General features: G+C 42.5%; 20 protein-coding genes. 4 read left to right on the top strand and 16 right to left on the bottom strand.

The genetic code is table 11. The features are described 5' to 3' along the window. Positions 1 to 98 precede the first annotated feature (98 nt). Positions 99 to 545 (bottom strand): DoxX family protein, encoded by a 447-nt coding sequence (locus FGL37_RS16715; RefSeq protein WP_028068889.1) that lies wholly within the window; start codon positions 543 to 545, stop codon positions 99 to 101. Positions 546 to 672: 127 nt separating this feature from the next. Then, positions 673 to 1590, bottom strand: a complete 918-nt coding sequence (locus FGL37_RS16710; protein ID WP_028068890.1) for an AEC family transporter — start codon at positions 1588 to 1590, stop codon at positions 673 to 675. A gap of 104 nt (positions 1591 to 1694) precedes the next feature. Between FGL37_RS16710 and FGL37_RS16705 the strand changes: the two genes are divergently transcribed. Further along, entirely contained in the window at positions 1695 to 2513 is an 819-nt protein-coding gene (locus FGL37_RS16705) for an AraC family transcriptional regulator (RefSeq protein ID WP_028068891.1), read from the top strand. Positions 2514 to 2575: 62 nt separating this feature from the next. Here FGL37_RS16705 and FGL37_RS16700 read toward each other — a convergent pair whose 3' ends face one another. The 12 genes from FGL37_RS16700 to FGL37_RS16645 form a co-directional block, all read right to left on the bottom strand. Then, on the bottom strand, positions 2576 to 4909 hold the full coding sequence (locus tag FGL37_RS16700) for a mechanosensitive ion channel family protein (RefSeq protein WP_028068892.1): 2334 nt from the start codon (positions 4907 to 4909) through the stop codon (positions 2576 to 2578). A gap of 98 nt (positions 4910 to 5007) precedes the next feature. Next, positions 5008 to 6411, bottom strand: a complete 1404-nt coding sequence (locus tag FGL37_RS16695) for a radical SAM protein (protein ID WP_028068893.1) — start codon at positions 6409 to 6411, stop codon at positions 5008 to 5010. Positions 6412 to 6424: 13 nt separating this feature from the next. Then, positions 6425 to 6661 carry a hypothetical protein gene (locus FGL37_RS16690; protein WP_028068894.1) on the bottom strand — a complete coding sequence of 79 codons (237 nt, stop codon included), beginning with the start codon at positions 6659 to 6661 and terminating at the stop codon, positions 6425 to 6427. Positions 6662 to 6663: 2 nt separating this feature from the next. Further along, positions 6664 to 7425: a prolipoprotein diacylglyceryl transferase gene (locus FGL37_RS16685; RefSeq protein WP_037532452.1), complete on the bottom strand. Its 762-nt coding sequence runs from the start codon at positions 7423 to 7425 to the stop codon at positions 6664 to 6666. Between the two features lie 103 nt (positions 7426 to 7528). Next, positions 7529 to 8689, bottom strand: a complete 1161-nt coding sequence (lysA, locus tag FGL37_RS16680) for a diaminopimelate decarboxylase (RefSeq protein WP_028068896.1) — start codon at positions 8687 to 8689, stop codon at positions 7529 to 7531. A 14-nt stretch (positions 8690 to 8703) separates the two neighbouring features. Further along, entirely contained in the window at positions 8704 to 10017 is a 1314-nt protein-coding gene (locus FGL37_RS16675; protein WP_028068897.1) for an aspartate kinase, read from the bottom strand. 124 nt (positions 10018 to 10141) lie between these two features. Beyond that, on the bottom strand, positions 10142 to 11089 hold the full coding sequence (locus FGL37_RS16670; RefSeq protein ID WP_028068898.1) for a D-2-hydroxyacid dehydrogenase: 948 nt from the start codon (positions 11087 to 11089) through the stop codon (positions 10142 to 10144). A gap of 17 nt (positions 11090 to 11106) precedes the next feature. Further along, positions 11107 to 12174, bottom strand: a complete 1068-nt coding sequence (gene serC, locus FGL37_RS16665; protein WP_028068899.1) for a 3-phosphoserine/phosphohydroxythreonine transaminase — start codon at positions 12172 to 12174, stop codon at positions 11107 to 11109. 187 nt (positions 12175 to 12361) lie between these two features. Next, on the bottom strand, positions 12362 to 12619 hold the full coding sequence (locus tag FGL37_RS16660) for a hypothetical protein (RefSeq protein ID WP_028068900.1): 258 nt from the start codon (positions 12617 to 12619) through the stop codon (positions 12362 to 12364). A 54-nt stretch (positions 12620 to 12673) separates the two neighbouring features. Continuing rightward, a complete protein-coding gene (gene icd / locus FGL37_RS16655; RefSeq protein WP_028068901.1) occupies positions 12674 to 13936 on the bottom strand; it encodes an NADP-dependent isocitrate dehydrogenase in 1263 nt (420 codons plus the stop codon). 26 nt (positions 13937 to 13962) lie between these two features. Beyond that, positions 13963 to 16086, bottom strand: a complete 2124-nt coding sequence (locus tag FGL37_RS16650) for a cation:proton antiporter (RefSeq protein WP_028068902.1) — start codon at positions 16084 to 16086, stop codon at positions 13963 to 13965. A gap of 113 nt (positions 16087 to 16199) precedes the next feature. Beyond that, positions 16200 to 17417 (bottom strand): ABC transporter permease, encoded by a 1218-nt coding sequence (locus FGL37_RS16645; protein ID WP_028068903.1) that lies wholly within the window; start codon positions 17415 to 17417, stop codon positions 16200 to 16202. Between the two features lie 144 nt (positions 17418 to 17561). Between FGL37_RS16645 and fmt the strand changes: the two genes are divergently transcribed. Continuing rightward, on the top strand, positions 17562 to 18479 hold the full coding sequence (gene fmt, locus FGL37_RS16640) for a methionyl-tRNA formyltransferase (protein WP_028068904.1): 918 nt from the start codon (positions 17562 to 17564) through the stop codon (positions 18477 to 18479). On the opposite strand, the gene FGL37_RS16635 is transcribed toward fmt, so the two are convergent. Further along, entirely contained in the window at positions 18476 to 18694 is a 219-nt protein-coding gene (locus FGL37_RS16635) for a helix-turn-helix domain-containing protein (RefSeq protein WP_028068905.1), read from the bottom strand. The two genes, fmt and FGL37_RS16635, sit on opposite strands and share 4 nt — an antisense overlap. Positions 18695 to 19081: 387 nt before the next feature. Between FGL37_RS16635 and FGL37_RS16630 the strand changes: the two genes are divergently transcribed. Continuing rightward, complete coding sequence (locus FGL37_RS16630; RefSeq protein WP_028068906.1) at positions 19082 to 19942, top strand: sigma-70 family RNA polymerase sigma factor; 861 nt, start codon at positions 19082 to 19084, stop codon at positions 19940 to 19942. Positions 19943 to 20056: 114 nt separating this feature from the next. On the opposite strand, the gene FGL37_RS16625 is transcribed toward FGL37_RS16630, so the two are convergent. Continuing rightward, positions 20057 to 22912: a M16 family metallopeptidase gene (locus tag FGL37_RS16625; RefSeq protein ID WP_028068907.1), complete on the bottom strand. Its 2856-nt coding sequence runs from the start codon at positions 22910 to 22912 to the stop codon at positions 20057 to 20059. Between the two features lie 100 nt (positions 22913 to 23012). Here FGL37_RS16625 and xerD point away from each other — a divergent pair, with 100 nt between their 5' ends. After that, positions 23013 to 23915, top strand: a complete 903-nt coding sequence (xerD, locus tag FGL37_RS16620) for a site-specific tyrosine recombinase XerD (protein WP_028068908.1) — start codon at positions 23013 to 23015, stop codon at positions 23913 to 23915. The last annotated feature ends 49 nt before the right edge of the window (positions 23916 to 23964 follow it).

Below are 23964 nucleotides of genomic sequence, written 5' to 3'. Positions count from 1 at the left end.
GAGAAGATGCCCCCTATTTTTACGCTTCTGTGTTAGCCTAATATCTCGTGTTAAATGTTTGCCAAGATTGTCGGCTACATATTTACAAGCTCATTGATTTAGATATTCCTCTTATATCCAGGTTTATTCATCATCTGATCAAGTGAATACTTACCGGATCCCATCACCATAAAAAAGACCAGCAAACAGAGGACGACTATGGAAAGCCACAATTCAGAGTTCAGGTAACTAAACCCATTGGTAATATTAACAAAGAAAACCGCACCTATCAGCACGGGGAATAAGAGCAGTGATGCCAGGCGTGTCTGAAAGCCGAGGATAAGGAATAGTCCGCCGACAAGATGTGTGAAGACAACATAATGAACAGCTCCCCATATGGATAAATGGAAACTACTTTGTTCGATCATATGCTGTACCACAATCCGATCATTGACGAAAGTTATGCCTTTGGCAAAAATCACGATTCCAAGCGCAATTCTGAGGTAGTCGATCCATTGCGGATGATGGACATTTCCCCAGTGTTCAATTCTGTGTATCAGGTTCATAATATACCTCCTTTATAGATGGTTATAGTCCTATAACAGATGAAAAGTGAAAAAGTTGTCTGCGGATATATTTTTAACAATCGTGGCACAGACTGAGGTTTTCTTCGTCTAAGATACGGATTATGGGTTAGGCGGCAATGAAGAGTCGGATTAGGGTATCCCAGGCTGCTGTCGTCAACAAGCCAAGAACGATACTGAAACCGATGACCAGATTGACCAGTTTGGTATTTAGATGATACTGCTCGGCAATAATGCCGGAAGTGACCAACGTGGGCATTGCAGCTTCGAAAATACTGATGCGCGCTACTGGCCCAGACACGCCAAACAACAATGCGGAAAGCAGTACGAGTAAGGGTGCCAGCAGCAATTTATAGATCATGGCGGCACTTATCTGCGACAGCTGTTGTTTCCAGCCGTCGAATTTTAGCTGGAGTCCTATTGAAAAAAGCGCCAGCGGTCCCACAGTCGCGACCAGCTTATCGAAAAAAGGCTCGGCGACGGACAGATCAGTAACTCGGGTCAAGGCAAGCGCAGCAATGCATCCGATCAGTGGGGGAAAGCTAATGAGTTTCCTAAACATAAACTTTGCTTCAATACGCTGTCCGTCGCGCAGATTGGCCCGCAAAGCGTTGACAATGCCTGCTGTCGACAGTAGGATGAATGTCGTCTGGTCACAGATGATCGCAATAGGCAACTGCGTTTCACCAAAATAAGCCATGATCAACGGAAAGCCGATAAAAGAAGTATTACTATAACCTGCTGCCAATTCGAGACTGCTTCTGGATCGCTGTTTATAAGCTTTACGTCGACAATAGTATTCCATAAACAGCCAGCTTCCCGCCCAAACCAGTACGGCAGAAAACACTGGAAAGAACAACTGGGGCGACCAAATAATTTTAGGAATATATTTAAACGATACCGCTGGCAGTGCGAAATAGAGTATCCACGTATTAATTCCTTTGTGGGCTTCATTATGTATTAAGTTAGCACGCCGCAACAGCATGCCTGTAGCAATACAAAAGGCAATCATGATAAAATTAACCATCTTTTTATTCGATTTTTACAACACAAAAGTGCGATAGTTGAGAAGGTTAAAACATGTATAAATACATTATTTTTATGTATATTTAATGATATAATAAATGTTCAATGCAAAAAAAGCAATTTGCGCCATTATTGATTAACGAGTTTGTCGAAGACAGTTTTCACCTGCCTTTACATGGGCAGAATTACTATGAGTTTGTCTATATCCGGCGCGGCGAGGGTCTTCATGTGATCAATAAGTTTGAGCTAGAATATGAACAGGGCGACCTATTTCTGGTAAGCCCCTCCGATAAGCATTATTTCAAAATCGTGGAGAAGACACATTTTCTGTTTATACTTTTTACCGATACGTATTTCCTTCAAAACCGCCGCAGCCAGAAGCTATATGCCTGGATTATGGAACTCATGAACGATCGCGGCCTACGCGAACATAAACTACGAATGGACGCCCACGACCGCCTCACCTATTCTTTTGTGATGGAAGCTATCCGGCTTTATTGCGCGACGGCAGTGAACCTCAACTCGCAGTGGTTGTTTGATCAGCTCGTTGCTGCTTTTAGTCTTTATAAAGAGTTCTCTGAAGTACAGCGTCTTCCACTGCAACAGTCATCTATTGACCGGTCTATCTCCACATATATTCATCAGCATATCTTCACGCCTGAGCATTTACAGATAAAAACCATCGCGCAAAAGTTTAACATTTCCCCCAGTTATTTCGGTGTCTACTTCAAGAAAAATTTCGGGATGAGTTTACGGTCCTACATCAATACCTATCGGCTTGAATTGATAGAGAGCCGGTTGAAATCCCCAACCTATACACTCAAACAGATTGCTGCAGAATTAGGGTTTGTGGACGAAAGCCATCTTTCCCACTTCTATAAACGAGCGAAGGGGCTCAGCCCAAAAGCTTACCGTAAGGGATGAAATCGAAGGCATGTATACGAATATAGCCAACGATATTCAACTGCCTGACCGAACTGGTTTCCCTAGCTACTTTTGGGGGGAAGGACACTGTAAAATTTCAGCCCAGCTTCTTCGAACTGCTTATACAAGATAATGAGTAGGTCGTTTTTGAAAGCCGACACATTTGCTGCAAAATTCACCCAGCACGACACGCTCAGATAGATCATATCTTCGCTGATATCCTGTACACTAATCCCGCTTTCGCGGTCGTTCACAAAGTGTGGGCTCGCCGCCATGGCATCTCGGATCCATTGTTTGGCTTCTTCAAGATCTGCCTTTCGGTCAATATGGAGGACGAAACTTGTCTTACTGTATTCCTGGGACAAGGTCCAGTTGACCACCCTTCCGGACAGCAGATCGCCATTGGGAATGATTACATCTGCGCCATCTCCCGTCTTTAACACACTCGCACGAATACCTATTTCTTTGACGCGTCCTTTTTTATCAGCGAGCTCGATCTGATCGCCTACCCGAAAAGGCTTATCGAAAACCAGGATAATGCCGGATACAAAATTATTGATGATGTTCTGCATTCCGAGACCTATACCGACACTTAGTGCTCCAATAACAACCGTCAATTTATCCAGGCTCATTCCCAGAGCGGAGACAGCCATGAAAAAACCGATCAGAATAATCGCAAGACGGAACAAAGGGAACAAGGTCATCTTCTGATCGTAGACCTGATTGATCTGGCCGTCTTCTCCCCCCAGGACAATGAGGCTGATATTTTTCTGAAACCAGTTTGCCACCAATAGCAGCAGTATGGCAACCCCAAGATTGCCCAACGTGAAAGATATACTTCCAATGGATCGGACCTTACCGAAGAATGTTTCGCTCAGATTCCATAATTGCTCGATAAACTGTAAATTATTAGCCAATACAATAATAGCGAGCAATATACAGATGACCCGAAGTATTTTTGCGACGATTGCCAGCGTACGCTGTTCATTAAAACGTCTCCAAAAACCGGCAACTAAGCGATCTTTTCGGAATTGGTTGCGAACATCAGTTTTGATCATATCAGAAAAATACTGCAGAGTGAAGGACTGGACCAGCCCAACGGCGCAGGCAATGCTAAAGCTGCGGGAATGATCCACATGGCCGATGATATTCAATGTGATCGCTGTAATATTTAAAATTGCAAATATCACGTAGACAAAGCTACTGACATAACCCGGACTTTGCGGATTCTGTATCCGTCTTTTCGTATAGCTGACCAGTCCTAAGGCGACCAAATTAAATGCAATGCATATGATGCGCAGCAGCAGGTCATCGCTGACAATCATATTAGCAAAGACATCCAACAGATAAAAGACGATCAGAATCAGTGCGATCTTGCGCTGTTGTCCCGTCATTTTGTGCCGCAGCAAAAACATAAAAATCAACATGATCAGCAGCTGTGAGGCCTGGAGTATAAAAGTTGGTGTAAAGAAATTGACGAATGGCAGCAATGTAAGAAGAAAGATGATGGTCTTTCCGACAATCGTATCAATGGCAATTTTGTTTTGAGCATCATGCTGTCTAAGGACATATGCAACACGAGCTATCCAGTAACAGTATGCCATGCCCAGCACAATGAGTAAAATACGGCTCGCCCAATCTGTTCGGTTGACATATTTATCTATGGATTTATTGTTGCTGTAATTGCTGCGAATATTGTTCAAAATTACTTCTTTTGAAATACTGGTAGAGTTGGCCTTCCAAAGCGAACTCTTGCTCCTTAGAGAGTCTCTATTGCTGCTGTTGCTCTTTGTCGTATGTAACTGATCAAGACGAGTGAGATGATGCTGGTTTGTGCTAATAAGCTGATCGATACTACGGCCAATCAATTCGAGCGAGTCCATCTTTGCCGTTAGCTTCAGTTCTGCGTTGTTCAGGTATTGATATGCTCTACCATGATTTCCAGCATTGATATCAAAACGGCTGACCACATCCCCGATCTGCTGTCTGGTTGTATGGAGGCTGTTCACATAATTACCAATACTACCTTTCATCGACCTGAGCTGTCTGATTTCTTCACTGATCATACGCTTCACTGTGGAGATAGAATCTTCGGCTGTACGACTATTTATCGCCGCATACGCGTTTGACTTTTCGTTCAGCTGGGCAACTACCTCGGCTAGGGACGAAATCCGGATATTGGAAAGAAAGGCTAGATTTATCTTTCTCAGCTCACTTCGAAGCGAATCATTTCCGGCGCGCACAGAATCTACACCCAGCTTGCGGCTGACATTGGCCTGCACCCTGTCGTTGACCACGCCTCTTTTCAGCAAGACTGAGTCTTGTCCAAGCACATTCAGGTGCAATATTGCTAGCACCATCACGGCAATCAAATATTTTATGACCGGCAGTTTCATACTTGCTCTTGTAAAATTTATAAACGATATACCGCGACAAGCTATTTTCTCCCGTACCCAGCGAGGTATCCGCCACCGCAAAAATAAGAGATCTCTAATTAAAATCTTACTGCATCCGACAATTTCAGTTTCTCCAGATGCTGCACCTTATCATCCCGATAAAATAAATTCATAGTCTCAAAGGGAATCAATTTTAAATCTTTGTTAACAATATGCACACAAGATTTTTTCACCGCACGGACATCAAAATCATGCGCGTCCATAAAATTCATTATGATAATCCGAAAAAGGTTGTCGTAATCCAGATCCGGTGCACAGACGTCAGGAAGGCAACATAATAATTGATTTACTTTTGGTTTTACTTTATCCACAGAAATACCGGTACTAAAAATATCGAGCAATTGCATCTGAACACCTTTATCCTGTTCGTAAACGATTGTATTGCGCGACTGATTATTTAGTAATACCGCCGGATCAATATGCCGTGTTAGCGGGATCTTCTGCCCACCGAGCTTGAGTACATAGCCCATGGCCAATGCATCTGGATTGCAAGGTACGGGTATAATATCGTTCGGATGCAGCAATGGATACTGCCTGAGGATCTGCTGCCGTACTTCAGTCAGCGTCATTTTATGATGTTGGGCATCAGCATCATTCCGACCAGCAATTTCTACAGGCTGAAATGTCACACCGCGTACACATTGCTGATTTAATGCAAACTCAAGTATTGCGCCAATTTCATCGTCATTGGTCCCTTTTTCCAGAACAACGACCAATGTCGTACTCAAGTTGAGCGCATTTAATTTTTCGATCGCCGTTTTCCGAATTGCTGTCAGATCCTTACCCCTGAACTTCTCAAGCACAGTTGGGCGGAAGGAATCAAACTGCAAATAGATTTCGAATTCTGGAGCGTAGGTAGCAAGCTGCTCAGCAAAGCCAGGATCATTGGCAATACGTATACCATTGGTATTGAGCATAAGGTGTTTAATAGGCTTTGTCTTTGCTATATCCAGAATCTTGAAAAACTCAGGATGAATTGTCGGTTCGCCACCACTGATCTGTACTACGTCAGGCTCTCCCTCACTTTCGACCACCTTGTCAAACATCTGTTCAATTTCAGCTAGAGAACGGTGTCTTCCATAATGCGGCGAAGACATGGCGTAGCAAGTGGGGCAGGTTAGATTACAGCGGTCAGTGACTTCGATAATGGACAGGCAGCTATGCTGTTCGTGGTCGATACAGAGACCACAATCATATGGACAACCATAATGCACCTCCTTCTCAAATTTTAATGGCGTTTCGGAGGCTTTATTATAATTACGGATATTTTTGTAGTAGTCCACATCAGTGGCAATCAGGGTTTTAAAAAAGCCGTGATCCGGACAGCGTTTAGTCATAAAAACCCGATCCTCTTCAATAATAATTTTTGCTCCGATACGGCAGAGGCAGGTCGGGCAGAGACTGATGGTATAATCGTAGTAGGTATAATTTCTAACCGGCATATATAATCTTCATTTAATTCAATGCAATTCCACAGACCACGCCGCCGGCAATCATTGCCGAGATTCCGCCCAATAGCACTTTAAGCCAAGGATTAATATTAAATTTCACGCTTTTTTTACCCGATTTTATAATGGAGCCTATGATAATCACCAACAAGGCTATTCCAATGGTGATCGCTCCTACAACAAGTAAAAATAAACCCAGCATCGCCGTGTTTTCCGAACCGAATGATCCTTCCAATAGATACATCGCTACCCCCTTTTTTGTACGTTTATCGTGTTTAGTAAATAAATATAATAAATCATCACGATAAGACAGGTGATCTGTATGGTGCTACAATGAAAAAAAATAACATCACGTGGTTTGATAAAATCCAATAAAAAGCGAAAACTAAAGTAACTGACCATGAAAAGCTGAAAGAGCACACCGCTCTGATATCGGTATTTTCGCGTAAATGTCTGAAGAGCAACAAACAGCATGATCAGAAAAGCAATTTCGTACAATGCTACCGGATGTCGCTTATAATCATCCCCCAGATACATCCCCAGTGGACAGTCCGTCGGCAGACCATAAGTCTGTTCAAAAACACCTGTATAGAAACAGCCGATCCGTCCGATGGCGATCGCAGCGATCAAGGGAAATACCATTCTGTCACCGGTACTTTCCTTCTTTCCTATGATTTTCTTCATCAATTCAACCGCGATGAGTCCACCAGCCAGCCCACCGACAATCGTATTATTGAACCAAATATATCGCCAGATATTTGAAGCTGCCAACAATTCAGCCGGACGCTCCAGAGAGCCGACCAAATGAGAGCCGACCAGCGCGCCCAAAGCCGCTGCTATCAGGATCAGCAGCGAATGGGTATGTCCTAAGCTTTCTTTATCGTTCCATTTCAAAAACTGGTAATAGCGCATACCGACAAACATCCCCAGCCCTTCCATAAATGGGTGCAAAAGGAACGTCTTACCGAATAAATCGATGGTCGCCGGAAATTCAATCGCTGTAAACATAGACAAGTATACAAAAGACATGTCAGAATTACATACTCAAAATTTAAAGGCCGATTCATCGATGAATCGGCCTTTAAATTTTGGAATAGTATTGGAATATCACTTATAACTGATCGCTATAGACAAATCTGATTTCTTCCCTCAAATTATAACGGGAGGCCATTACCTCTCCATAAGCTCCAGCGGAACGGATGGCAATAAGATCACCACGTCCAGAATCCGGCAGCGGGACTTCTTTACCAAAGCAGTCTGAAGACTCACAGATGGGCCCGACGACATCATAATTCAGGGATTCCTCGGTCTCAACAGCACTGAGATTTTCGATCTTGTGATAAGCCTGATATAGGGCCGGTCGCATAAGCTCAGTCATCCCCGCATCCAGAACGAGGAAATTCTTTTTTACACCATTTTTAACATAAAGTACCCGGCTTATCAAGCTGCCACATTGTGCAACCAGAGCTCTGCCTAATTCAAAATGGACTTCCTGATATGGTTTTCTCTCCAGGAAACGGTCAAAGATATCGAAATAAGCTTCAAAATCCGGAATAGAATTACTGTCAGGATTTTTATAGTCGATTCCCAATCCGCCACCTACGTTCAGTACACGGATCTGTGTTCCACGCTCCTCGAACCAGTTTTTCCATTCGTTGACTTTTACGCATAGGCTTTTAAACACAGTCATATCGGTAATCTGCGATCCTACATGGAAATGCAGCCCCACCAGTTCGATAAATTCACACTTTTTTAGTACCGAAGCACATTTTTCAAGATCGGCATTTGGCACCCCAAATTTATTTTCATCAAGACCAGTCGTAATATAATGATGCGTGTGCGCATCCACATTGGGATTGATACGCAAAGCTACATTGGCTTTTACACCTTGTTTTGATGCCAGCTCGTTAATGACTTCGAGTTCTTGGATAGATTCGACGTTGAAGGCAAAAATCTGTTGTGTAAGGGCATAGTTGATTTCCTTGTCTGACTTTCCAACCCCAGCAAAAGTGATATTCTGAGGAGTAAATCCACATTCTATTGCCTTCCTTACCTCATTTCCGCTGACGCAGTCAGCGCCAAATCCGATCTCCTGTATGCGTTTCAGCAACACATCATTGAAATTAGCCTTAAGTGCATAATGAACGTGGAATCCCCTTTTCTGCGATGCTTCATGCGCTGCCTCCAAGGTCCGTGCCAGCACATCCATATCGTAGTAGTAAAATGGTGTCTCTCTGTCAGCAAATTTTGTTGCAATATCTGTATTAATCATATAAACGTGCTTTCTTAAAATAAACGATTGTGCAATGAACGTAAAGCCTCTGTTTTATGATCGGAGTTCAGCAAAATGGAAACGTTGAAATCAGATCCACCATAGGAAATCATACGCACAGGGAGGTGTTTTACTGCATCGAGCACACGTGCAGCATAGCCGTGGCTGTTGAGTCCAAAATCACCGACCACACAGACAATTGTCTGCTCACCATCAACCGTAACCGTCCCAAAATCTTCGACCTCTTTAATAATATCTGTCAAATTAGTGGTATCATCGATGGTAAGAGACACCGCGACCTCCGAGGTTGTAATCATATCAATCGGTGTTTTATACCGTTCAAATATTTCAAACACACGACGTAGGAAACCATAAGCCAACAACATACGTGAAGAATGGATATGAATCGCGGTGATGCCATCTTTAGCGGCAATTGCCCGGATACAGCCCTTTTGAGCACCGTCTTTACTAATCAATGTACCTTTTGCATTAGGTTCCATCGTATTAAGCAGACGTACTGGAACGTTGTACTTCTGCGCAGGGAATACAGACTGCGGGTGAAGTATCTTCGCGCCGAAATAAGCTAGTTCTGCGGCTTCATCGAAGCTGAGGTGCGCTATTGGAGTCGTACCTTTCACGACACGCGGGTCATTGTTGTGCATACCGTCGATATCTGTCCAGATCTGGACCTCATCAGCACGGATGGCCGCCCCGATCAGCGAAGCTGTATAATCAGATCCACCCCGACGAAGGTTATCGATTTCGCCGAATGAGTTTCTACAAATATAACCCTGTGTGATGAACAGGCTATTGTCGGGATATTGAGCCAGAATATGTCCCAATTTCTCACCGATATATTCTACCATTGGTTCATTGTCCTCATCAATTTTCATGAAGTCCAGCGCCGGTAACAGTACAGAGGATACTCCTATTTCGTTGAGATAGAAATGCCATAATGTGGTAGACAGGAGTTCGCCCTGTGCCAGGATGATTTTCTCCTCAATCGGTGTAAACAACTCGTTTGCCAGACTGGAGATTAAATTAAAATGGTAGTCGATTAGCTCTTTACCATTCTTATAGCCTGCTTCAGTATTAAAAAGTTCCTTAATAAGGTCTTCGTACTTATCCTTATGCTGCTTGATCAAATCCTTAGCTTCGTCCTTCTTACCTGCTGAATAAGCTTGACCAATTTCTACTAAAGCATTTGTCGTTCCAGCAACTGCGGACAACACGACAATCTGACGCTCGGAAGGGTTTACGATATCCAACAACCCTTTGATACGTGCTGCACTTCCTACTGAAGTACCACCAAATTTTAAAACTTTCATACTAAAGTTACAATTATTAAATTTCTGTGCGCCAATATAGGCAATTCATGATTTTTTATTAAAAAAAAAAGCGGCACAAAATCATGAAAGTTTTGTGCCGCATATCTTTATCTATGCGGAAGAATTACTTCTTCAAATTTTCGATCAACAAACCGGCTAACTCTTCGCCGATTCTTTCCTGCGCTTCGTTAGTAGCTGCCCCAATGTGCGGTGTTAACGAGATCTTTGGATGTTTCAATATTTCCTCACGTGGTGTCGGTTCGTTATCGAAAACATCAAGCCCTGCAAACGCAACTTTGCCTGCGTCAAGCGCCTTCAGCAATTCCAATTCATCAATTACACCGCCCCGTGAAGCATTCACTAGTCCCACACCATCCTTCAACAATGGAAATTCCGCAGCACCAATCGCTGGAGCATCTAAAAACGGTACATGCAAAGAAATGAAATCAGCTACTTGCAGCAGCTCACTTTTTTCAACCTGTCTGATCGGTACGTCTACCTTTATACCTCCAGAGAGTTCGATGGTCAATGTTTTAGGACCTTCAAATAGGTCTGTGTACACAACATCCATACCTAGCCCAAGTGCAATTTTTGCAACCTCGCGGCCAATACGTCCAAATCCAACAATACCTATTGTTTTGCCACGCAATTCAGTACCAGCGCCATAAGCTTTTTTCAAAGCGCCAAACTTTGTATTGCCTTCAACAGGCATTTTGCGATTCGAATCGTATAAAAATCGTACACCATTCAATAAATGTGCAAATACTAATTCTGCAACAGACAGGGAGGATGCTGCCGGCGTATTGACGACAGCTATCCCCTTGGAACGGGCATATTCTACGTCAATATTATCCATGCCGACTCCACCACGGCCGATTACTTTCAGATTAGGACAGGCATCAATTAACGGTTGGCGTACTTTGGTTGCGCTGCGCACAGTGATAGCATCATAGGCAGGCAGCTTCACCGCTAATTCTTCTTGTGGGATGTGATTTGTATCTACACTATGACCGGCCTCTTCCAACATTTTCTTTCCTAGTGGATCAATGCCGTCATTCGCTAATATTTTCATTACGATAAATCTATTTGTTATTGATGTGTGTCTTCAAACTCCTTCATGGCATCGATCAGTGCATTTACGCTACTCAGCGGCAATGCATTGTAAATCGAAGCTCTAAAACCACCTACTGAACGGTGTCCCTTAATGCCGATAAGATTACGCTCTTTAGCCAAAGCCAGAAACTCAGCTTCCAGTTCTGGGGAATCCATGACAAAGGTTACATTCATGCGCGAGCGATCCTCGATGGCAGCCGTACCCTTGAAGAAAGGATTGCGATCAATTTCATCGTACAGTGCACGAGCTTTGATGATATTTTCCTGCTCCAATACAGCTACACCGCCTTTTGCTTTAAGCCAACGTAAGTTTAGCATAGAAACAAAAATTGAATATACAGGAGGTGTATTATACATGGAGCCACCATTGATATGCAACTGATAATCAAGCATAGAAGGTAGTACACGGCCGGACTTACCCAAAATATCGTCTTTTACAATGACCAAAGTCACGCCAGCAGGACCCATGTTTTTTTGCGCACCTGCATAGATCAGGTCGTAATCGGCCACATTGATCTCGCGCGAAAAGATATCAGAAGACATATCAACGACTACGGGTAGATCTGTCGCGGGTCTTTCGAACACTTCCGTGCCATAAATTGTATTATTCGCCGTATAGTGAAAATAGGCGGCATCCTTCGGAATAGAATAACCTTTTGGAATGTAAGCGTAGTTTTTATCAATGGAAGATGCTACAACATCTACAGTACCAAATTTTTTCGCTTCTTTTAAAGCTTTGGTAGCCCATACACCTGTATCTAGATAGGCAGCCTTGCCACCTTCAGGCAACAAGTTTAAAGGCGCCATAGCGAATTGTAGGCTCGCCCCCCCCTGCAGGAAAAGGATCGAATACCCTTGTGGTACAGCCAATAATTCACGTACTAGCTGCGTCGCTTCGTCTATCACTGCTTCAAACTCTTTGGAACGGTGAGAAATCTCTAAAATTGATAAACCAGTGTTGTTAAAATCAATTACAGCTTCTGAGGCTTGTTGAAATACTTCCTTTGGCAGAATACATGGACCTGCTCCAAAATTATGTTTCATTGATGTTATAGTTTGTTTGATTACTTATTTAAAACCCTAGTTAAGCAATCCGTTGTTTTAAAAGTCAAAGGTAAAATAAAATTATATATTTTTCAACTAATCTGTTTTTTTATTGAAAATTTACAAAATTCTAAATCATTTCAATAAAAAGATTGCACAAACAGTATTATATATGCGGTAAACATGCTTAGAGCAACAGCACTTTCCAGGCCTTATCTATCTGATTATCTTGCAAATATTCTTTCGCTTTCAACTGAAGGTGAATATTACGCGTAGAGAGGTCGCCGATAAAGGCATTTAATAATTCGTAAATTTCAGGCAGCGCGGAGAAGTCATCAACTTCCTGTGGTGAAGGCAGGCACTCAATGTGGCTTAGTTTGATTTTATCATGCTCATCAAAAACAACAGATTCTTTGACGAATGGGGGCAGCTGATCGTAGTTCATAAAAAAGCAGAAATTTTTTCAAATTTCTGCTTAATATTCCAAAAAATGAAATGCTTATATTTTTTCGATAATCCGATCCGCAAATTCGCTGGTTTTGACCAGAGTCGCGTCCTGCATGAGATTATAAAAATCAACTGTTACGGTTTTGGCCAAAATGGTTTCGCCTAATGCCTTTACAATGGTCTGTGCAACTTCTGTCCAGCCAAGGTATTCAAACATCATGACACCACTGAGAATAACGGACGAAGGATTCATAGTGTTGGTGTTGGCAAATCGGGGCGCAGTGCCATGGGTTGCTTCGAACACGGCATGTCCAGTTTTGAAATTAATATTGGCCCCCGGTGCGATGCCGATTCCGCCAACCATAGCTGCCAAGGCATCAGAAATATAGTCCCCATTGAGATTGAGCGTAGCGACCACTGAAAAATCCCGCGGATTGAGCAAGATCTGCTGCAAAAAATTATCCGCGATGATATCCTTGATCAGTATCTTACCGGAAGCTAAGGCTTCGTTTTGCTGTTGATTAGCTGCCTCGTCGCCCTTGTCTGCTTTCGTACGCTCCCATTGGCCCCAAGTGTAGGTCTGATCGGCGAACTCCGACTCCGCAACCTCATACGCCCATATTTTGAATGCACCCTCTGTATATTTCATGATATTACCTTTATGGACAATTGTCACCGATGGTAATTTATGATGTACAGCATGTTCGATTGCCGCTCGAACCAACCGTTTGGATCCCTCCTCTGATACCAATTTGACGCCTACGCCGGTGGTCGTCGAAAAGTTATAGGCAATATTCAATTCGTCATGCAAAAAGTCCTGCAGTTTATTTGACTCAGGACTCCCCGCCTGAAACTCTATCCCAGCGTAAATATCCTCTGTATTTTCACGGAAAATAACCATATCCACATATTCAGGATGTCTAACCGGCGAGGGTACCCCCTCAAACCATTTTGTGGGACGCTGGCACACATACAGATCCAGGTCCTTGCGTAATGCAACATTCAGCGAGCGAATACCACCGCCGACAGGTGTTGTCAAAGGACCTTTGATCCCCACCAGATATTCCCTTAAAATATCCAATGTTGCCTGAGGCAGCCACTCTCCCGTTTCATTAAACGCCTTCTCTCCGGCCAGTACTTCTTTCCATGAGACTCTTCGTTGGCCTTGGTAGGCTTTCTCTACTGCCTTATCAAAAACACGGACTGCGGCATGCCATAAGTCGGGGCCTATACCATCACCGATAATAAAAGGAATTGTTGGAAAATCCGGAACATGTAAAGTTCCCGTGGTGGACATTGTGATCTTATTTGACATAATCAGCGATTTTAGCGGACAGCAGACTATCCTTTATTAAACATATTTCCTATCTCTTTACTAATCTTCCGGAAGATCGGAGCAGCCTCCACATCCTCATATTCGTCGATATGGGCATTCTCCACCCTACTAGGAAACACCAAAACAAGATTTTCGTTTGCATAGATACGGTCCAATTTTTTAGCAATACCATCCAGGGAATCCCGATAAGATACATCGCCGTTACGCGCCGAAACAAATACAAACATGGCGTCGTCTTGTTTAAATGCCTTTAGTCCGTGCAGATTATCCCAGTCGTCATAGGGCTTGAACGTGACAGGAACTGAGTTTTTTGTTTCGGTAAGATGCGCATCGATTGCAGTAGCTGAACGTTGATTGACCACAAAAGCAATCGAAACGGATAGTTCCTGCGCTAGTTTAATTATTTTTTCAAGCCAATATTCGAAGCCAAACTCGGCCTCACACATGGGCGGCGCAAATACTATAATTGATTTATTTGAAATAAAAGGCTTTTTAAAATGACAAAACATCACATTTGCCGAGGTTCGGTTTAGGATACTCTCAGTTTTCTCGCCGACAAATTTGTCCATAAAATTAGCTGCGCTGGGCCAGCCCAGCACAATACAGTTAGCAGATATTTCCTTAGCCGAACGGGCCACGCCACTGGCGATATTGAGATCGATCGTTGCGCTGATATTCACATTCGTTTCGCTACCGGAAGCATAGCGCACCATACTATCTAAATTTTTTCTGGCCTTTGACATATTCAATTGTGCCTGTTCATTATCTTTTACAACAGACACAATATTTACAGGATAGGTGCATTTTTTACTTTTAATATAGGTCGAGAAATCCAGAATAGGCTCCATGTTGTCCATATTCGCTATGGATATTAAGATATTTTCATCCTTTTCCTTCACAACATCGGTATGTTCTTCATCCTGCTCTCCGTCCATCACCACTTTTTTGGATGCATTTCCCGTCACGATCGTCGCCACGATACAGGTCACCAGAATAAGCAAAATCGTCCCATTTAAGACATTTTCGTCGATAATCCCATTTTTGTGTCCGACCATAATCACGGCTAAGGTGGCTGCAGCATGTGCACTGCTGAGGCCAAAGATCAGATTTCGCTGTCCACGGCTATAACGGAACACCTTCTGTGTAAGCCAGGCAGCAACATACTTGCCGACAATAGCGACAATGGTTAAGGTACCCGCTATAATCAACGCCTGCGGACCTTTGAGAATCACGCTGACATCCACAATCATCCCCACTGAAATCAAGAAAAAGGGAATAAAAATCGCGTTGCCGATAAATTCGATCCGATTCATCAGTGCAGACGAATGGGGGATTAGTTTATTTAAGGCCAGCCCCGCCACAAAAGCGCCGATGATAGGTTCCAATCCGGCGATCTCGGCCAAAAAAGCAGCAAAGAAGACAACCGAAAGAACAAAAATATAATTCGATGTCTTCTCGCTCCCCAACCGTTCGAAAAACCACTTCGCAATCCGCGGGATTATACCGAACATGATAAAGAGAAAGATGGAGAAAGAGATCGCAAGGGTAATCCAGAATTCGTTACCAATGTTGCCCTGGGACACGCCTGTGATGACCGCCAATATGATCAGGACAGCTGTATCGGTCAATATAGTACCGCCAATAGTAATCGCCACAGCTTCCATTTTGGAGATCCCATAATTATTAACGATCGGATACGAGACCAGGGTGTGGGTCGCAAACATACTCGAAATCAACAAGCTAGGAAGCTCGCTATAGCCCAACAGCCAGTGACAGACGGGATAACCAATACTGATCGGGACGATAAAGGTCAAAAAACCAAACAATAAACTTTTATTTTTGGTTTTTTTAAATTCGTTCATATCCAGTTCCAAACCAGCGATAAACATAATGTAGAGCAAACCTATCGTTGAGAATAGCGTAATCGCCGAATTCTTTTCCAGCCAGTTCAATCCGTGCGGGCCGATAATGACGCCGGAAATAATCAGTCCGATAATCCCAGGCACTTTAATCGGCCTTAAGATAATCGGCGAAAGAAGAATGATAAAAAGTACCAATGAAAAGATAAGTACAGGATTTTGTAACGGCGCTTCAAAAGCGTGGGAAATATGCTCAAAAGTCTTATTCATATGTGCTCGTATGCTATCGGTAAAATTTTCTATTCGCCTTCCTTCGCAGCTGAAAAATAGTTAACAGCATTAAAAATACAATTTTTCCGGAAAAATCAGACGTAAAAGAAGGCTTACTTAAAAGAAATTGCTTTAATCGGACTAATCTTGGTAATCAACATGGACGGAATAAACAGCGATATCATCCCGATAAGTACGACAGAAAGGTTCACCAGAATGACGTCTGACCAGTACAGCTTGACTGCAACGTAAGCGATATAGTAGGTCTGCTGATCAAGTTTAAAAAAATGCGTATAGTCTTGAAAAAAATAAAAGCCCAGGCCAATTAGATTGCCGATAACCAGACCAAGTCCAATTAGGTATAACGCGCTATACATAAATACCTGCCTGATGCCGGCATTATGATACCCCAATGCCTTAAGTATGCCGATCATGGAAGTTCGTTCGAGGATGGTAATCAGCAATGCCGAGATCATATTGATAATAGCGACGACTGTCATAAGAATAAAAATGATCTTCGTGTTCATATCGAGAAGATCCAGCCACTGAAAAATATCAGGCACCCGGTCCTTGATATTGATAGCCTGCATATCAATCGGCAGCATATCCTCGATCTGAGCTGTCGTCCGTTCAAGTTGATTAAAATCGTTGATACGGATTTCATATCCGCCGACTTCGTTATCATCTAAATTGCTCAATTTGCGGATAATATCCAGTGAACCGATGACGTACACTTTATCAAGTTCTTCAGATCCGGTGTTAAATATCCCTTTGATCACAAACTTCCGTTTGCGAATCGGTTCCTGTACGAAATACATAATAAAATCATCTCCAACTTTCAGCATGAGACGGTCAGCCAAATATTTAGACACGAGGATCTGATTACCCACATTGTCAGCTTTAAAATCCATTGTACTACCGTCAACAAGCATATTTTTAATGTGTTGTTGATCGTACAGCGAATCAATTCCTTTCAAAATAACCCCTTCCACCTCATCATTAACGTTGATAATGCCGGCCTTTGTCGCAAAAGAATTGATGGAATACACTTGTGGAATACCCAAAATAGCTTTATTGAGCTGAGGGGTCAGTGATATCGGCGAATTTTCATAAGATTTATTAAGATCGTAACGTAACACCAGCACATCGGCAAAAAAATCACGTTGCTTGCTAATAATCTCTCCTTTAAAGCCACGCAAAACTGCAATGGAAATTACAATAGCCGCAATAGCTAGCGCAATTGCCCCTATGGTTACGCGGACGATCAATTTGGAGAACGTACGTTTGCCAGAAAATGCTATTCTATGTGCTAAAAAATAAGGAAAATTCAAGCTTTCAATATATTTATGTAACTTCGCAAAGTTATAAAAATTTGTTATTTACAGAACTGAAATGACAAATAATTAGCAGCCAGTAAGCTTATAGTCTGCGATGGCGCTGTTGTCATTTCGGGGAAATATAAAATCATTCATCGTATGCGTATCATTTTCATGGGAACTCCCGATTTTGCTGTAGCTTCGCTCGAAGCGCTTATTCAATCTGGTGAGCAAGTAGTTGCTGTCGTTACGGTACCTGACAAACCCGCAGGGCGCGGACAGAAAATCCATGAGTCACCGGTCAAATTGTACGCTTTACAACATCGTATCCCCGTCCTTCAGCCTGTAAAACTGCGGGACGAAGCTTTTCTGGCCCAATTGCGGAGCTTTGAAGCAGACCTACAGATAGTCGTTGCCTTTCGAATGCTTCCCGAGGTGGTCTGGAATATGCCGAAATTCGGTACCGTCAACGTACACGCCTCGCTACTACCCCAATACAGAGGAGCTGCTCCGATCAACCATGCGATTATGAACGGTGAGAAAGAATCAGGTGTGACTACCTTTTTGCTACAACATGAAATTGATACCGGCAACGTGCTATTATCAAAAAAAGTGGCCATCCAACAGACCGATACAGCGGGCGACCTGCACGATAAATTGATGGTTGCGGGCGCCGAGACATTGCTCGAAACCATCCGACAACTGAAAGCAGGCACCCTACTGCCAAGGAGACAGGATGAAATGGCCTCGCCGTCACCGCTGAAACATGCTCCAAAAATCTTTAAAGAAGACTGTAAAATAAACTGGAACCAACCAACCAATGTGGTCTATAATTTTATTCGAGGGCTAAGTCCCTATCCTGCCGCTTTTACTTTACTGAATGACAAGGTATTAAAAATCTACACAACAGAAAAAGAACACATCGTAACAGCTGATGCCCCGGGAACCATTCACACCGATAGAAAAAGTTATCTAAAGTTTGCTACACAAGACGGTTACATCCTAGTGTCGGAACTCCAGCTTGAGGGCAAAAAGAAAATGAATATAACAGATTTTTTAAAGGGGTATAGATTCTAATCCAATTTATCCTCATCATCATACTGCAATAAATCCCCCGGCTGGCAATCAAGCGCTTTACAAATCGCCGCCAGTGTATCCAGACGCAATGCCTTTGCTTTTTGATTTTTGATGATGGAAAGATTAGAAAGCGTGATACCTACGCTGTCACTTAATTGGTTAAGTGATACTTTTTTCTCCTTCATGATTTTATCCAGATGAATTATGATTGGCATAGTGTTTTTTTTATTCTTTTACTTTATTCTTGTCACTAAATAAAACAAAAAGATATATGTTTTGTTTTATCATAAAATTATCATTTTAAAATAAATTAGAGGAATGCGGTTTACGTAACATATTTGATATTATGGAATAAAATATTGAGAGCATAAAAAAAATAAAACTTGGTAGCTCTTTAAATATCAAACAGTTGAATATTTACAGCGACGGATGACGTCGAAAAACGAGATTAAATGGAATAGTTTTTGATAGTATATAAGTGGGATACACAAGACCCTAACTCGTTAGATATGAGCGAGTATATAATTCATTTTCCATTAAAAATTCATTTTTTTTTCGTATTTTCGCAAACATTTCTTAGAGAGGAGAATTAATATAAATTAATGAGACAGCTCAAAATTACACAATCTATCACCAATCGTGAGTCGCAGTCTTTGGACAAATACTTACACGAAATTGGTAAAGTAGACTTAATTACAGCAGAAGAAGAAGTAGAATTAGCACAGCGCATCCGCGAAGGTGATCAAGTTGCCTTGGAAAAATTGACTAAAACCAACCTTCGTTTCGTAGTATCAGTAGCAAAACAATATCAAAATCAAGGTTTGACCTTAGGTGATTTAATCAACGAAGGTAACCTGGGCTTAATCAAAGCAGCTAAACGTTTTGACGAAACAAAAGGGTTTAAGTTCATTTCTTATGCCGTTTGGTGGATTCGCCAATCTATTCTTCAGGCAATTGCTGAACAATCACGTATCGTACGTCTGCCTTTGAACCAAGTAGGTTCTTTAAGCAAAATCAGTAAAGCTTTCTCAAAACTAGAACAAGAATACGAACGAGAACCGTCTCCGGAAGAATTGGCAGATATCCTGGAAACTACTGTAGATAAGGTTTCGGACACGTTAAGCAATTCAGGACGTCACGTATCGATGGACGCTCCATTTGTCCAGGGCGAAGAGAACACTCTCCTGGATGTTTTGGAAAACCACGACCCCGATACGGATAGCTCCCTAATTGATGAATCTCTATCAGAGGAAATAAAACGATCATTGGCAACATTGACAGAAAGGGAGCGTGAAATTATCGTTCTTTTCTTTGGCTTAGGTTCTAACCATCAATTATCGTTGGAAGAAATCGGTGAGAAGTTCAATTTGACCCGGGAGCGTGTTCGTCAAATTAAAGACAAAGCTTTACAACGCTTAAGACACACCTCGAGAAGCAAAATCTTAAAATCTTACTTAGGTTAAAAGAAATATTTATTGAAATTTTTGGCAATCCCAATCAGAAATGATTGGGATTTTTTTTAAAGAAAGGCGGCCAGCGATAGCTGGCCGCCTTTTAGCGCAGTAAATTCCAGGCTCTTATTTAGCGTCAGGCAACAAGATAAATTCGAACAGCCGGTCTTTTTTTAGGTATTTTACAGCCAAGTCCTGCACAGACTTCGGCGTAACCTTGTTGAGGTTTTCTAGCCGTCTTGTATATCTGTTGAGATCCAAATCATTTTGATAGGAACTCGAAATATAGTTTAACCAGTAACCATTCTCACGTAAGTTCAATTCATTCTGCCGCTTTTGTTCGGCAACAAATTTCTCAATATCCGCTTGATCCGGTCCGTGATCCTGGATTTTCCTGACCTCATCCAAAGCGGAAGCGATCAAAGCATCATTTTTGTCGACCGCCGATCCGAAGCCTATGGAGAACGCATAGCGCGGCTTCGGTAGCTTCGCGAAGCTAGCACGCGCTCCTACCCCATACACCCCGCTTTCTTTTTCCCGAAGCCGTTCCAGCAATTTAATGGTCAATATGCTTTCTAAGGCTTCCATGTTCACATTTTCACCCTCATTATAGCTGTAATCACCATAATAAGCAAGCTGCGTACTCGCTTTTTCTTCTTTACCTTTATGGACAACTACACGCTCCCCTTTCGTCGGCTCAAGAATGTTTAAATCTTTGTAATTTTCTGCCCGTTTTGTCGCCGGTAAAGAAGCTAGATAAGTTTCAATGAACGGCATTATTTGAGCTTCATCAAACGAACCCACAATCGTAAATACAAAATCTGAAGCATCTGCAAAACGCTCCTTATAAATTGCAAGGGCGCGATCACGGTCAATTTTAGCGATTGTTTCCACCGTAGGATTTTGTCTGCGTACATTGTTGCCGTAAAGTACCGATTTCACTTTATCTGAAAATACATTATTCGGATTGCTGAGCCTATTCTCCAATGCACCTTTCGTTCTGGTCATTGTACTTTGAAAAATATCCTGATCCAATCTCGGTTCTGTGAAATAACCATAAATCAATTCAAAGGCACTTTTCAGACCCTCCTTGTCCGTGCTTCCCGAGATGCCTTCATACCGTTCAGAAATATAGGGTGAGATAGAGATATCTTTTCCTGCCAGATATTTGCTCAGTTCCACGTTGCTCATCTGGCCGACGCCGCTAGCATCAACCAAGGAGGAGGCATTTGACGCAGAAAAATAATCTGCATCAGGATATAAAGACGTTCCCCCAGGGCTATATGCCATGATTTGTATCTCATCATTCTTAAAATCTGTCGGTTTTAAGATCACTTTCACCCCATTGCTCAAGGTCAGCTCTTTGGCATGCACTGCGTCAATCTCTTTTGCAGCCATCAGTCTTCCCCTAACAGGCTCCTTCGAAAGCAACGGAAGTTTTGAGACCTTATCTTCATAAGCTGAAACAACGCCTTCTTCAACTGATTTTACCCATGCTAATACAGTCTGTTCTTTCGGCAAACTTGCTTTATCTTTTTCAGGCCCCATAATTAAGATATCCCGGTTTAGATCGGTATAATACTTCTTGAACAAGGCATTCACTTCCTCCAATTTCAATGTGGGTAACAGTTGCTTTGTCAGACGGTAGGCATCTTCGTTACTCAATGCCGGTTGATCATCAATAAAATAATTCAGATAGCGGTTTACATAACTGTCAGACTTTTGTTTGTCGCGTTCGATATAAGCCATCTCATTAGACTTTTTCATGTCCGCTAATGCTCTTTCCAACTCTGTCTGCGTAAAGCCATACTTCTGAATACGTTCGAATTCGGTCAACATAGCTTTGAAGCCTGATTCCAGTTCGCCCGGTTTGGGAACTACCAGGAGGGAGAAGGTATTCAGATTGGCCAAGAAATCGCCAATACTACCTCCAGCCTGCATAAAAGGAGGATTGGGCTGTTGCATCAGCTCCGAAAATCGGCCAGCAACGAGTTGGTTAAAAACGTTTTTAAGCAGCTCATTCCGGTAATCACTTACCGTAGTGACTTTCTCTTTTTCATTTTTGATCAGGATCTGCGCTACAGTATACGGCAGCTCGGGATCTGAAATCGCTAAAAACTGGTTTTTGTTTAAAAGGTCTACCCGATGTTCTTTGCGTGGCAACACCTTTTTGGGCATCGTCATATCCGAAAATAAGGTTTTCACCTTTTGCTCCATTTCTTGGGGATCGATATCCCCCACAACAATCAGCGCCTGTAGATCAGGACGGTACCAATCCTGATGAAACTTTCTGATTTCAGTATGCGGAAATGTTTTTAAAATCTCCTCGGTACCGATCGGCAAACGTCGAGCATACAGCGATCCATTAAGCAACATCGGAAAATATTGATCTTGAAGGCGCTGCTGTACGCCTCTGCCGCCACGCTTCTCTTCCAGAATGACGCCACGTTCCTTATCGATCTCTTCACCGTCGAGCAAGGCATCCTGTGCCCAGTCACGCATGACCTGAAGACCGTTTTTAAGGAGCTCGGGCTCATCTGAGGGAATCGGAAGCTGATAGACAGTCTGGTCAAAACCGGTGTAGGCATTCAGGTCAGAACCAAAACGCACCCCTGCTTTCTGAAGATAATTAACGAGCTCATTTTTCGGAAAATGCTTCAGTCCGTTGAAATTCATATGTTCTAAAAAATGCGCAAGCCCCAACTGTTTTTCGTTCTCCAGAATAGAACCGGCTTTCATGGCCAGATACATCGTGACGCGGCCTTTTGGTTCAGCATTTTTGCGGATAAAGTATGTAAATCCATTTTTCAATTTACCGGTAACAACTTCGTTGTCAAAGGGCAGCTTTTGGTTTAAAGTCAAACTGTCCTGAGCCAAGATAGCCCGGGCACGGGCAGTTAACGTTGTAGGCATTTTTGCTTCTACGTTATACAACGTAGCAGGCAATAAAAATACTAATGCAAGTGGTTTAATGAATTTCATACAAATGAAGTCTCTATTTTGATCAGTCAATTATTTTTTCAAGCTAAAATTATACAATAATCTTCGAAAAGAACGACAGTTAATTGTAATTTTGTTGCAAATGGATGCAGACAATTGGAATGTTATTAAAAAAGAATTCGAGCAATTTTTGAAGTTCGAACGAGGTCTGAGCATCAACTCAATAGATGCCTACTTAAATGACGTTTCCAAATTTCAGATCTACTGTGAGGATAACCACCTTCCTCTTCATCAGGTTGTGCGTAAGGATATTCAAAACTTTCTACATTGGTTACAGGAATTCAACATTTCGCCTTACACACAGTCACGATTGATATCAGGATTAAAAACATTCTTCAGCTTTCTCATCATTGAACACAATCTGGAAAACAATCCGACAGAGCTCGTGCAAGCCCCCCGGTTATCCAGAAAACTACCCAGCGTACTTAGCATTCATGAAATAGATCAGCTGATTGCGGCGATAGACTTATCCACAGTTGAAGGAGAGCGCAATCGGACAATCCTTGAAGTCCTGTATGGTTGCGGACTTCGGGTATCCGAATTGATCAATCTTAAAATATCGAACCTTTTTCTCGATGTCGAATTTGTTAAGGTAGAAGGGAAGGGCAGCAAAGAACGCCTCATTCCGATCGGACAGCAAGCCATCAAACATCTAAAACTTTACCTAGACACGATCAGGCCGCATATCACCATCAAAAGTGGCAACGAAGATATCGTTTTCCTCAATAGAAGAGGTTCGGCCCTGTCAAGAGTCATGATCTTTTTGATCATTAAAGATCTCGCGCAGAAAATAGGACTACAAAAAACAATTAGCCCACATACCTTTCGGCACAGCTTTGCCTCTCATTTGGTAGAAGGCGGAGCTGACCTACGCGCTGTACAGGACATGTTAGGACACGAGAGTATCACGACTACCGAAATATACACCCATATTGATCGGGACTACCTGCATTCGGTCATTACACAGTATCATCCGAGGTCTTAGTCCTGCACAAAACTCAGGAACAAGCGATTAGCTTAATTGTCGGTAACAA

Source organism: Sphingobacterium thalpophilum (assembly GCF_901482695.1).
Taxonomy (GTDB): Bacteria; Bacteroidota; Bacteroidia; order Sphingobacteriales; family Sphingobacteriaceae; genus Sphingobacterium; species Sphingobacterium thalpophilum.
The sequence above is the reverse complement of the archived record's forward strand: the minus strand, read 5'-3'. Positions and strand labels throughout refer to the sequence as shown.